A 12,184-nucleotide genomic window follows, 5' to 3' on the forward strand; every position below is an offset into this window, starting at 1 on the left:
GGATCCGCATGATAAAAATTGCTGTACCGAACAAAGGCTCACTGTCAGAATCCGCCGTGGACATTCTTGCAGAGGCCGGCTACAAGGGGCGTGGACATTCCAAAACACTCAACGTGGTTGATGCGGATAACGGGGTTGAGTTTTTCTTCTTAAGGCCCAAAGATATCGCCATCTATGTTGCCCGCGGTGTTTTGGATCTGGGTATTACCGGTCGCGATTTAGCTCTCGACTCAAAGGCGAGCTTTGATGAGGTTCTGCCATTAGGGTTTGGAGGATCTACTTTTCGCTATGCAGCCCCGCAGGGGGAGGAGTGGGATATCTCTCAACTGGATGGTCGCCGGATCGCGACCTCTTCCCCCAATCTTGTCCGTGCGAACCTTGCCGAGCATGGAATTGAGGCCGATGTTATTCGGCTAGACGGCGCGGTAGAGATCTCCATCCGGTTAGGCGTTGCCGATGTCATTGCTGATGTCGTGTCAACTGGTACTACCTTGCGCCAACAAGGGTTGGCGCCGTTCGGCGAGCCGATCATTGAGTCCGAGGCCGTAGTAATCAAGCGCACAGGGGTAGAAGTTAGCGAAGAAGAGCAGGTGGTGCTCGACCGCATGCAGGGAATTTTGCACGCTCGCACCTATTTGATGATCGATTACAACATCGCGCAATCCAATCTCGATGCGGCTGCTGGTACTACTCCCGGGTTAACCGGTCCTACGGTCTCACCTTTGGCGCGTGAGGGCTGGGTGGCGGTGCGCGCGATGGTTCCCAAGAAAAACGCCAACCAAGTCATGGACCGGCTTTCCCAACTCGGCGCAGAGGCGATCTTGGCTTCTGATTTACGCATCGCCCGCTTTTAGGGGGAGCGAATTTTCTGGGTCGGCCCAAATAGATTCAGTCGTGGCTAACATTAGCGCTTGAGGTTACTCATCCGAATATAAGTCTCGACAGGCAAAGGAGCCGAGCCATCATGGCAAAGTCCTCTAAGAAAGAAGAAAAGGACACCAAGTCTGCAGCAAAGGACGTGAAGAAGAAGGAAGCTGATACTTCCACTCACGCTGCACAGCAGAAGGTGGCCGAACAGAAGGCACCTAAGAATTCCAGCAAGAAGACTCGCACCGAGACCGACCTTCTTGGCTCTTTGGAAGTTCCAGCGGACGCTTACTACGGTGTGCACACCGTTCGCGCTATGGAAAACTTCCAGATTTCTTACGTGACCATCAACACCATCCCGCACTTCATTCGCGGCATGGTCCAGGTCAAAAAGGCGGCTGCCATGGCAAACCGTCGCCTTCACGTGTTGCCTAAGAAGAAGGCCGAAGCCATCATCTGGGCTTGTGACCAGATCCTGGAAGAGGGCCGCTGCATGGACCAGTTCCCACTGGACGTTTTCCAGGGTGGTGCTGGTACCTCGCTGAACATGAATACCAACGAGGTCGTTGCCAACCTCGCTCTGGAATACCTTGGTGAGGAGAAGGGCTCTTATGACATCATCAACCCCAATGATGATGTGAACATGTCCCAGTCCACCAACGATGCTTACCCGACCGGTTTCCGCCTGGGTCTGCATGCAGCGGTTGACCACCTCATTGAGCGCATGGATGGCCTGCGCGCCGCGTTCCAGGACAAGGGCAATGAATTCCAGGACATCCTGAAGATGGGCCGTACCCAGCTCCAGGACGCTGTTCCGATGACCTTGGGCGATGAGTTCAAGGGCTTTGCCAATAACCTGAACGAGGAACAAGCATTGCTGCGCGATGCTCAGCGCCGCCTGCTGGAGATCAACCTGGGTGCAACCGCAATCGGCACCGGCGTAAACACTCCTGCCGGCTACCGCCACCAGGTCACAGCAGCCTTGTCTGAGGTTACGGGCTTGGAAATGAAGACCGCACGCGATCTCATTGAAGCAACCTCTGACTGTGGTGCTTACGTGCTGCTGCACGCAACCATTAAGCGCGCAGCGATGAAGCTCGCCAAGATTTGTAATGACCTGCGCCTGCTGTCCTCCGGCCCTCGCGCTGGCCTGGCTGAGATTAATCTGCCAGCCCGCCAGGCTGGCTCCTCCATCATGCCGGGTAAGGTAAACCCGGTTATCCCGGAGGTTGTCAACCAGACTTGCTTCAAGATCTTCGGCAATGACCACGTAGTCACCATGGCCGCTGAGGCAGGCCAGCTGCAGCTAAACGTCATGGAGCCGGTCATCGGCGAAGCACTGTTCCAGTCCATTCGTATCATGGGCAACGCCGTCGATGCGCTGCACGAAAAGTGCGTCACGGGCATCACCGCCAACGCGGATGTGTGCCGCGCCTACGTAGAAAATTCCATTGGTATCGTCACCTACCTGAATCCGTTCATCGGCCACCACAATGGTGATTTGATCGCTAAGGAGTCCTTGGAGACCGGCAAGGGCGTCAAGGAACTCGTCTTGGAGAAGGGCCTGCTGGATGAAGCAACCTTGAACAAGGTTCTGTCCGTAGAAAACCTCATGCACCCAGAGTTCCGAGGCCAGCTCTTCATTGACGAAGACTAAGCCCACAGCGCTTTAGGAGCAGCAGGGTATAGTGCCCGCGGAGTAGGCCCCCGCAGTTGCCGCCACTTTTACTTCACATGGAAGTAAAGCAGGCGGAGGCTGCGGGGGTTTGTGCATGGTGAAGGGGCACTATTCACATTCATCTTTTATTCTCCTATACAGGGACGATGCGTCTTAGAATACCGGTCATTTTATAGCGGAATCCTTATTTTATGTGGGAATCAACACAAACAGGCACTTTGAATGAATAAATCACCACAGCGGGTGCAAAATAGAAGATGTTGAGGACGGCATGCACTCTTTATGGAGATGCGTGCCCATAGTTTGCATAGAGAGCGTATGGAGTACGTCCATGGTTATTGTTCATATAGTCATCGTTCTCGCGGCCATCGTTTTGGGTGCGAGAATTGGATCAATTGGTATCGGTATGGCCGGCGGCCTCGGCGTGTTGGCGCTTGGTCTCACCGGTGTTCCCATTACTAGGGAAGATATCCCCTTCGATGTTATCGGCATCATCATGACCGTCATTGCTGCTATCGCAGCAATGCAGCGAGCTGGCGGTATGGACTATTTGGTGCACATTGCAGAGAAGTTCCTGCGCAAAAACCCAAAGCGGATCACGTTCTACGCGCCAATTGTGACGTGGCTAATGACGGTTCTCGCTGGCACCGGGCACACTGCGTTTTCTACTTTGCCGGTTATCGTCGAGGTAGCTAAAGAGGGTAAGGTTCGTCCTTCACGCCCGCTATCCATCGCGGTAGTTGCCTCTCAGATGGCAATCTGTGCTTCGCCCATTTCGGCAGCCGTGGTGTTGCTCGCTAGCCTGCTAGAGCCGACTGGGGTGGGCTATTTGCAGGTACTGGCGGTCGTTATTCCGGCGACATTCCTGTCTATCTTCCCAGCTGCCTGGGTAGCTAATAAGTTTGGCAAAGAGCTTGAAGATGATCCGGTTTACTTGGAGCGCAAGGCACAAGGCCTGGTCAAGGAACCACTCGGCGCAGGGAACTACTCTCCGCAGAAGGGTGCCAAGGCTTCTGTTCTCGTGTTCTTGGTAGCCATCATCATCGTGATGGCGTGGGCCACCCTGACCTCGGAGCAGGTGGGGCTTATCGCCGACCCGACCCTTCCACGTAATGAAGCCATTATGACGGTCATGCTCACCGCTGCCACCATCATCGTTATGATGACCAAGGTCCCGGCTGGAGATGTTTTGAATACGCCGGTCTTCAAGTCCGGTATGTCCGCATGTATTTGTGTGCTGGGCGTGGCTTGGCTGGGCACCAGCCTTATCAACCACTACATGGACGATATTCAGTCTATGGCTGGCAGCGTTATTGAATCTTCGCCGTGGCTGCTCGCAGTGGTGCTATTCTTCGCTGCAGCGTTGCTGTACTCGCAAGCCGCTACGACCAAGGCCCTTATGCCGGCAGCCCTTGCCCTGGGAGTAAGCCCCATTACCGCAGTCGCTGCGTTCCCGGCGGTGTCCGCTCTGTTTATCCTGCCGACTTACCCAACCTTGTTGGCAGCAGTGGAGATGGACGATACCGGCTCGACTCGTATCGGCAAGGCCGTATTCAACCACCCATTCCTGATCCCAGGTACGGTCAGCATCGTGCTCTCGGTTCTCTTGGGCTATGCATTCGGTTTCGTCCTCCTATAACTAGAGGAAGTTAAAACCATCTCCAAGGCGCCCTTCAGGGCGCCTTTTTGGTTGCAGCATCAGCGGGCAACTTAATTCATTTCACTTTCTTGTCTAAATGAGCCTTATTTAACTCAATCGCTCGGTAGGCTTAGGCCATGACTACTCAGCTATCCGATGTTGAAATTGCCCAAGCCCACCAACTGCAGCCGATCACGGAGATTGCCGCCAAGGCGGGCATTCCTTCCGACGCCGTGATTCCCTACGGCACCACCAAAGCCAAGGTAGATATCACCAAGGTTGACTATTCCAAGGAAAACCGGGGCCAGCTGGTGCTTGTCACCGGCGTATCACCTACCCCTGCCGGCGAGGGAAAATCCACCGTTCTCATCGGCTTGACCGATGCCCTAGACCAATTGGGCAAGAAAGCGATAGTTGCCCTGCGAGAGCCCTCCCAAGGGCCAGTGATGGGCATTAAGGGCGGTGCGGCTGGCGGCGGCTATGCACAGATTGTGCCCATGGAGGACATCAATCTGCACTTCACCGGGGATTTTCACGCGATTACCTCCGCAACCAACACCTTGGCCGCCATCATTGATAACCACATACATCAAGGAAACGCGTTGGGTATCGACCCACGACGAGTAACGTGGCAGCGGTGCATGGACGTCAACGACCGTGCCTTGCGCAACGTGGTCACTGGACTGGGCGGCCCAGCCCACGGCGTACCCGCTGAAACCGGTTTCACCATTACTGCCGCTTCTGAAATCATGGCCATTTTGTGCTTGGCCACAAACCTTGAAGACCTGAAGAAACGTCTTGGCGATATCACCATCGGGTTCACCTACGATCAACGCCCTGTTACCGCGCGTGACCTGAACGCAGAAGGTGCGCTCACGGCACTGATGCGTGATGCCCTTAATCCGAACCTCGTACAGACCCTCGGCGGGGTACCAGCCTTGGTACACGGTGGACCATTCGCCAATATTGCCCACGGTTGCAACTCCCTATTAGCAACTCAAACCGCTCTACAATTCGGCGATATTGTCCTGAGCGAAGCTGGCTTCGGCTCCGATTTGGGCGGGGAAAAGTTCGTCGATATCAAGGCACGCTTTGGCGATCTGGATGTTGCCGGTGCGGTTGTTGTTGCCACCATTCGTTCGCAAAAATACAACGGCGGAGTAGCCAAAGATAAGCTAACGGAAGAGAACCTAGATGCGCTCAAGGCGGGCATTGTCAACCTTGAGCGCCACGTAGGAAATCTGCGCAAATTCGGTATCAAGCCAGTGGTAGCGCTCAACCTCTTTTGGTCGGATACGGAGGCGGAACGCGAGTTTATGCGGCAGTGGGCCAAGGACTTTGGAGTGGCCTTGGAAGAAGCCAACGTCTGGTCCGAGGGCGGTGCAGGTGCGACTAAGCTGGCAGAGACCTTGCTGGAGAACCTGCAGGGCGGTGCCAAGCAGCTCTACGATCCGCAGCAAGGAATTGAAGCCTCCATCGAGACCATTGCTCGCGAGATTTATCGCGCCGACCGCGTGGAGTATGGAGCAAAGGCGCTTAAAGATCTGAAGTACATCCAGGACAATGGCTGGGACAAGCTACCCGTGGTCATTTCCAAGACTCAGTATTCCTTCAGCGATGATGCATCTGAATTGGGTGCGCCGGAAGGCCATACGCTGCATGTCCGTGAATTGCTGCCGCGCACCGGCTCAGGCTTTATCGTTGTGCTTACCGGCAATGTTATGACGATGCCGGGGTTGCCAAAGAAGCCAGCGGCCAACAACATAGACGTCGATAAGGACGGCACTATCTCCGGACTTTTCTAAGGCCGCGTGGACCTAGTCCTTGTTATCCGCCGCGGAACCAGGCCACCCTGGATACTGCGGCGGCGTGCCGCCGAATTCGGGGCAGAGATCCTGGTGGGCACACCAGCCACATAGCTTGGAGGGCTTGGGGCGGAAATCCCCGGCGCGCCCATCGGCTTCAATTTTGGCCCACAACTCGCCGAGATCGCGCTCGAAGTACTCCAGCTCCTCTCGGTTTGGGCTAAGAAACATCGAGTCCAAGACCTTGAGGTACATAAGCCGCAACTGGTGGGGGATAGTGCCTAGAATGCGCCAGTAGACTAGCGCGTAGAAACGCATTTGGAATTGGGCATCTTGTGAATAGCGGGGCAGTGGTTTCTTGCCGGTTTTATAGTCAACGACGCGGACCTCGCCCGTCGGCGCGCGATCCACTCGGTCGATGAAGCCACGAACGGGAACGCCATTGGGAAGAACTGTGTTGACGTACATCTCGGTTTCTTGGCAATCAAAGCCCTGTGGGTTTTCCATCTGGAAATAGCCTTTGAGCAGTTCTCTGGCGGAAACGAAGAAGTCATAGGTGTCTTCTTCTGGCACGAGCTCGAGCAGTTCCGCGTCCTTTGCGGTCATGTCTGCCCACGAGGGCTTAATCATCTTTACTGCGGCAGGATAGGTGCGCTCTGCGCGCGGTAGCTTATGCATTTCTTCCAGTACGGCATGCACTAGGGTTCCTTTGACCTGTGCAATGGTTTTGGGTTCGGGCAGCTTGTCAATGGCCCGGAAGCGATAGAGCAGTGGGCACTGCTTGTAATCGGAAGCGCGCGAGGGTGACAGGGCAAGCGGGCGGGGTGTCGATGAAGTAGCCATGGTGTATCTAGCCTATCTCCGTGCGTTTCGTGGCAAGCTAGGAGGTATGAGTTATACCGAAGAATTCCTTAATTTCATCGCCGCTTCTCCTTCCTCTTATCACGCTGCGGAGGAGGTATCCCGCCAATTGCGCGAGGTGGGATTTGATCTACAGGATGAGAGTGAGGAATGGTCGGCCGCACCAGGTGGCCACGTGATGGTGCGCGGTGGCGCGGTAGCGGCTTGGTATGTACCACAGGAGGCGGATAAGAATTCTGGTTTTCGCATCGTGGGGTCACATACGGACTCGCCGGGCCTGGTGCTCAAACCCACGCCGGACTTTTCGGCGGCGGACTGGCAGCAAGTAGCAGTAGAGGTCTACGGCGGGGCGCTACTGCATACCTGGTTTGACCGAGAGTTGACCGTCGCTGGCCAGATTGTGACTAAGGACGGCACGCGGCATGTGGTAAATACTGGCCCTGTCCTGCGCCTGCCGTCTTTGGCCATCCACCTGTACCGCAAGGATGAGTTCAAACCAGACCGACAGCACAATATGCAGCCTGTCTTAAGCGTCGGTGACCCAGAGGCATCGATCTTGCAGGTAGTGGGGGAGAAGGCGGGCGTCGGCAAGCAGGATATTGCATCCTTCAACCTGATTACGGCCGATGCCGCCCGAGGTGAGGTCTTTGGGGCAGGAGAGCAGTTCATTGCAGCCGGGCGCATGGATAATCTTTCTTCTGTACATGCCTCCTTGGCGGCGATGAAGAATGCTGCCAAGGACTATCAGGGCAAGGATATTTTGGTCATGATGGCCTTTGACCACGAAGAGGTAGGTTCCAGCTCCCGCTACGGTGCGGGCGGGCCTATTCTGGCGGACGTCATTACTCGAACGGCCCGGGCACTGGGAGCTAACGAGGAGGAACGCTTCCAGATGTTTTCCCGCTCGAGTTGTGTGTCGGCCGATGCGGCACATTCGGTGCATCCCAATTACGTGGGCAAGCACGATCCCACGCACCACCCGATAATCGGCAAGGGCCCAGTGACCAAGATCAACGGCAACCAGCGCTATGCCTCCGATGCCACCACAGTGGCGTTGTGGGAAGCAGCGTGCGACAAGGCTGGCGTGCCGGTGCAGCGCTTTGTGGGCAATAATGACGTGCCGTGCGGATCGACCATCGGTCCCATCACCGCAACCCGTTTGGGCATCGACACCGTGGATGTGGGCGTGCCCATGCTGTCGATGCACTCGGCGCGTGAAATGGTGGGCGAGCGGGACCAAGTATGGCTTGCACAAGCGCTTGAGGCATACTTGGTGGGATAGTAATCGCAACCTCGAGGAGTCTTGAGACATGGCTTATTCCGGCCCCTTTGCCTATGGCGACCGCGTGCAGCTTACTGACGCCAAGCGGCGCCACTACACGGTCATCCTTGAAGAGGGAGGCCAGTTCCACTCCCACAAGGGCATAATTAACCACGATGACATCGTGGGTATGGATGAGGGTTCGGTTATTGAGTCCACCCTTGGCTCCTCCTTCCTGCTGTTCCGCCACCTGATGGTGGACCATGTGCTGTCCATGCCGCGCGGTGCCGCGGTGATTTACCCCAAGGATGCGGCACAGATCTTGGTAGAGGGCGATATTTTCATGGGCGCGCGCGTGCTCGAGGCCGGCGCCGGTTCCGGTGCGCTATCCATGTCTTTGCTGCGTGCCGTCGGCCCAGAAGGCCATGTGTATTCCTATGAGGTGCGCGATGATCACCTTGAGTATGCGGTGGATAACGTGAAGGAATATTTTGGCGAGCAGCCGGAGTGGTGGTCGCCGCGCCTTGGTGATCTGGCAGACGTTACCGCTGCAGACCTGGGTGGGCCGGTAGACCGCGTTATCCTCGACATGCTCGAACCATGGGAACACTTGGAGACCGTGCGCGATCTCCTCATCCCAGGTGGCGTGTTTATGACCTACGTGGCAACGGTGCCACAGCTAATGAAGGTCATGGAAGGCATTCGTGAACTCAAGTGCTTCACTGAGCCCAAGGCATGGGAATCGCTGGTGCGTGAATGGAAGGTCGAAGGCCTAGCTACCCGCCCAGAGCACCGCATGAATGCGCACACCGCCTTCCTCATCTGGACTCGCCGCCTGGCCGATGGTGTCACCCCACCACGCCCGCAGCGCCGTGCCCGGAAGTAGGGCCGCTTTAACGCCCAGAATTTAAAGCGGAAGTGCCCTCTTTCGCTGCCCGCGCCGCGTTAGAGTAGTGGGCATGGATGAAGCCACGGACTATAAGCGGCAGGTAAGCCAGCTTGCCGCCCGCAATCAGAAGTTGGCGGGCTTATTAAAAGAATCGCGCGTGAAGCTGGAGCAGCTTTTTGCCGAGCTCAACGCGCTGGCTGAGCCGGCATCGACCTACGGTGTTTTTCTAGGTTATTCGCCGAACCACAGCGAGGTGGGAACCACCGCGGAGGTCTATACCAATGGCCGCATTATGCAGCTTAAGGTCTCGCCTAACGTGGAACCAGGCAGTCTCTCGGCCGGCCAGCAGGTTCGCTTGGGCGATGGCTTCGTGGTCGTGGAAGGGTGCCCGCCTGAGCGTACAGGCGAGCTAGCAACGGTGGTGGAGCGCCTCAGTCAAGACCGCCTGATAGTGGCAAATTCCTCTGGTGAGGAAAAGGTAGTGCTGCTAGCCCAAGCACTGCGCGAGGATACCCGGGTGTCGGCAGGCGAGGTAGTACTCGTGGATCCCAAAGCTGCCATCGCACTAGAAAAGGTGGAAAAGACTGAAGTCACCCAGCTTTCTTTGGAAGAGGTCCCGGATGTGCGCTATGAGGATATCGGCGGGCTGGACGAGCAGATTTCCCAGATCCGCGATTCCGTAGAGCTACCGTTTATCCATCCCGACCTCTATCACCAATACGAGCTACAGCCGCCTAAGGGCGTGCTCCTGTATGGCCCTCCAGGGTGCGGTAAGACGCTTATTGCCAAGGCAGTAGCCCACTCTTTAGCCCAGCAATTAGGCAGCGACGGCACGAGCTACTTCCTCAATATCAAGGGCCCAGAGCTGCTCAATAAGTATGTGGGGGAGACGGAACGCCGCATCCGCCTCATTTTTGAGCGGGCCCGCGAATTGGCCCAGCTCAGCGCTGACCGGCCAGTGGTCATCTTCTTCGATGAGATGGAATCGATCTTCCGCACTCGTGGCTCGGGTGTGTCCTCCGATATGGAAACCACGGTTGTTCCCCAGCTGCTCACGGAGCTCGATGGAGTTGAGAGCCTGTCCAATGTGATCGTCATTGGCGCTACCAACCGCGAAGAACTCATCGATCCCGCCATCATGCGCCCCGGCCGGCTTGACATCAAGATCCGGGTTAACCGCCCGAATAAACAGGGGGCCCGAGAAATTTTCGCCCGGCACTTCACCGAATCCGTCCCGCACCAGGGCGCGTTGGACGAACTCATTATCGCCGCGGTGGATGAGCTTTATGCCGATCGCCCCTTCGTACAGCTGCACTTTTCCAGCGGGGAACGGGAAATATTGCATTACCGCGACTTTGTCTCCGGCGCAATGATTGCCAATATCCTCTCGCGGGCCAAAAAGCTGGCTATCAAGGACGCTCTCCGGTTGCGTGCAGGCAGCGAGCAGGCGGCAGGTGGGGACCACGAGGGCATCGCCAAGCAACACTTGCTCGATGCCATCGCAGCCGAGCGCGCCGAGTCCGAATATGTACCTACCTCCACCAACCCGGAGGAATGGACCAAGATCATTTCCCAAGACCATTCCGGTGCCCGCGTGGAACGGGTGGAGTTATTGACCACAAGGAGGAGCGCATGAGCCGCATTGTAGGTACCGAAACCGAGTACGGAATTGCGACCCCAGAGCTACCGGAGTACTCACCTATTATTTCTTCCACTCACGCGGTAGTAGCTTATGCCGCGATGCACACAGGGGCGCGCTCACGCTGGGATTTTGCCGAGGAACACCCGCTGCGCGATTCCCGCGGTTTTGATCTCAAGCGCTACCAGACGGTGCCCGTAGTCGACCCGAATGCCATCGGAGTAGCCAATGTGGTCACGGCTAATGGCGCGCGCTTTTATGTTGACCACGCGCACCCGGAGTATTCCGCACCGGAATGCACTAATGCCTGGGAAGCTACGCTTTATGACGCCGCAGGGGACGCCACGCTCCTGCAAGCGGCTGCGGCCGTGGCGGGGCTGAGCGCGCAAGGAAAGTCCGTTCTTGCCAACCACGAGCCCTGCCCAGCCCTGCGTTTTTATAAAAATAACGTGGATGGAAAAGGCGCCTCTTATGGCTCTCATGAGAACTATCAGTACTCCCGTGAAACGGACTTCGACACCATGGCGCAGGCCCTCATCCCTTTCTTCGTTGCTCGCCAGGTAGTCATCGGCGCCGGGCGCATGGGACGCGGCGAGTTTGGTGAAGAGCCAGGTTTCCAGATCTCCCAACGCGCTGATTATATTGAGCAAGAAATCTCGCTGGAGACCACCCTCAACCGCGGCATTATCAATACCCGCGATGAGCCGCATGCGGTCCATGCTGACTTCGGCCGCCTCCACGTCATCATTGGGGACGCGAATATGTCGCAGACGTCTACATTGCTCAAACTGGGGATGACCTCTCTGGTGCTCGATGCCATCGAAGAGGGCGTGGACTTCAGCGACCTCCGCCTGCAGGATGCTGTGGCGGAAGTCCCACGCGTGAGCCGCGATCTTAGGCTTCAGCATCGGCTCACGCTTGCCGACGCCCGCCAGCTCACCGCCCTAGAGCTCCTTGCCGAATATCGCGCACGCGTCACCCCACGCACACCCACCGATCACAAGGTCCTCGCGGCCTGGGACGAGGTAGTTTCGCTACTGGAGAAAGACCCGATGCAGGCCGCACACCTGCTGGACTGGGTGGCAAAGTATCGCCTGATTAAGGGCTATCTCGACCGCGGCGTCAATCCAGACGACCCCAAGCTGCGGCTCATAGACCTGCAATACGCGGAGATTGACCCAGCCAAATCGCTTCACCACGCTCTAGTGCGCAAAGGCCAGATGCGGCAGCTTTTTAGCGCCGCCGAAATTGAGCGTGCTTCCAGCTGTCCGCCGGAGGACACCCGCGCTTATTTCCGCGGCCGAGTAACGCAGAAATTCGGCGAGAACATCATTGCCGCAAGCTGGCAAAGCCTCACCGTACGAGTAGGGGAGGGCACCGACGCACCGTGGGCCACAGTCCCCATGGATATCGCCACTGGTCTCACTCAGGCTGAATGTGGAGAGATGATTGACGCCGCCGACACGGTCGAGGATCTTCTCCAAAGACTCACTGACAGCGAGATCCACCCCGAGTACCGTAATTAACAACCACGAATTAAAGCAG

9 protein-coding genes are annotated in these 12,184 nt (G+C 56.8%); 8 read left to right on the forward strand and 1 reads right to left on the reverse strand.

What is annotated here, in order from left to right; translation table 11 throughout:
- Positions 1-8: 8 nt before the first annotated feature.
- The 4 genes from hisG to RAE07_RS08330 all read left to right on the forward strand — a co-directional run bounded on the left by hisG (position 9) and on the right by RAE07_RS08330 (position 5,989).
- Positions 9-854, forward strand: a complete 846-nt coding sequence (gene hisG / locus RAE07_RS08315) for an ATP phosphoribosyltransferase (protein ID WP_317001686.1) — start codon at positions 9-11, stop codon at positions 852-854.
- 110 nt (positions 855-964) lie between these two features.
- Positions 965-2,524 carry an aspartate ammonia-lyase gene (gene aspA / locus RAE07_RS08320; RefSeq protein ID WP_023027852.1) on the forward strand — a complete coding sequence of 520 codons (1,560 nt, stop codon included), beginning with the start codon at positions 965-967 and terminating at the stop codon, positions 2,522-2,524.
- Positions 2,525-2,876: 352 nt separating this feature from the next.
- On the forward strand, positions 2,877-4,184 hold the full coding sequence (locus RAE07_RS08325; RefSeq protein WP_023021547.1) for an anaerobic C4-dicarboxylate transporter: 1,308 nt from the start codon (positions 2,877-2,879) through the stop codon (positions 4,182-4,184).
- A 137-nt stretch (positions 4,185-4,321) separates the two neighbouring features.
- Complete coding sequence (locus RAE07_RS08330; RefSeq protein ID WP_317001687.1) at positions 4,322-5,989, forward strand: formate--tetrahydrofolate ligase; 1,668 nt, start codon at positions 4,322-4,324, stop codon at positions 5,987-5,989.
- 12 nt (positions 5,990-6,001) lie between these two features.
- Here RAE07_RS08330 and RAE07_RS08335 read toward each other — a convergent pair whose 3' ends face one another.
- Positions 6,002-6,832 carry a RecB family exonuclease gene (locus RAE07_RS08335; protein ID WP_049378144.1) on the reverse strand — a complete coding sequence of 277 codons (831 nt, stop codon included), beginning with the start codon at positions 6,830-6,832 and terminating at the stop codon, positions 6,002-6,004.
- Between the two features lie 46 nt (positions 6,833-6,878).
- Here RAE07_RS08335 and RAE07_RS08340 point away from each other — a divergent pair, with 46 nt between their 5' ends.
- The 4 genes from RAE07_RS08340 to dop all read left to right on the forward strand — a co-directional run bounded on the left by RAE07_RS08340 (position 6,879) and on the right by dop (position 12,165).
- Positions 6,879-8,132 carry a M18 family aminopeptidase gene (locus RAE07_RS08340; RefSeq protein ID WP_023021550.1) on the forward strand — a complete coding sequence of 418 codons (1,254 nt, stop codon included), beginning with the start codon at positions 6,879-6,881 and terminating at the stop codon, positions 8,130-8,132.
- 28 nt (positions 8,133-8,160) lie between these two features.
- The gene (locus RAE07_RS08345; RefSeq protein ID WP_023021551.1) at positions 8,161-8,997 is read left to right on the forward strand and encodes a tRNA (adenine-N1)-methyltransferase; all 837 of its coding nucleotides are present in this window, start codon (positions 8,161-8,163) and stop codon (positions 8,995-8,997) included.
- Between the two features lie 73 nt (positions 8,998-9,070).
- Positions 9,071-10,636 carry a proteasome ATPase gene (gene arc, locus RAE07_RS08350; RefSeq protein WP_248098288.1) on the forward strand — a complete coding sequence of 522 codons (1,566 nt, stop codon included), beginning with the start codon at positions 9,071-9,073 and terminating at the stop codon, positions 10,634-10,636.
- The gene (dop, locus tag RAE07_RS08355; protein WP_049378141.1) at positions 10,633-12,165 is read left to right on the forward strand and encodes a depupylase/deamidase Dop; all 1,533 of its coding nucleotides are present in this window, start codon (positions 10,633-10,635) and stop codon (positions 12,163-12,165) included. Before arc ends, dop begins: the two co-directional genes overlap by 4 nt.
- Positions 12,166-12,184 lie beyond the last annotated feature (19 nt).

Origin of the sequence: Corynebacterium nasorum, from assembly GCF_032821635.1 — a bacterium.
GTDB classification, from domain to species: Bacteria; Actinomycetota; Actinomycetes; order Mycobacteriales; family Mycobacteriaceae; genus Corynebacterium; species Corynebacterium kefirresidentii.

Excerpts from the sequence above, each read along its gene's own strand:
- RAE07_RS08345 (WP_023021551.1), top strand. The coding sequence starts at position 8,161 with ATGGCTTATTCCGGCCCCTTTGCCTATGGCGACCGCGTGCAGCTTACT.
- aspA (WP_023027852.1), top strand. The coding sequence starts at position 965 with ATGGCAAAGTCCTCTAAGAAAGAAGAAAAGGACACCAAGTCTGCAGCA.
- RAE07_RS08340 (WP_023021550.1), top strand. The coding sequence starts at position 6,879 with ATGAGTTATACCGAAGAATTCCTTAATTTCATCGCCGCTTCTCCTTCC.
- arc (WP_248098288.1), top strand. The coding sequence starts at position 9,071 with ATGGATGAAGCCACGGACTATAAGCGGCAGGTAAGCCAGCTTGCCGCC.
- RAE07_RS08325 (WP_023021547.1), top strand. The coding sequence starts at position 2,877 with ATGGTTATTGTTCATATAGTCATCGTTCTCGCGGCCATCGTTTTGGGT.
- dop (WP_049378141.1), top strand. The coding sequence starts at position 10,633 with ATGAGCCGCATTGTAGGTACCGAAACCGAGTACGGAATTGCGACCCCA.
- hisG (WP_317001686.1), top strand. The coding sequence starts at position 9 with ATGATAAAAATTGCTGTACCGAACAAAGGCTCACTGTCAGAATCCGCC.
- RAE07_RS08330 (WP_317001687.1), top strand. The coding sequence starts at position 4,322 with ATGACTACTCAGCTATCCGATGTTGAAATTGCCCAAGCCCACCAACTG.
- RAE07_RS08335 (WP_049378144.1), bottom strand. The coding sequence starts at position 6,832 with ATGGCTACTTCATCGACACCCCGCCCGCTTGCCCTGTCACCCTCGCGC.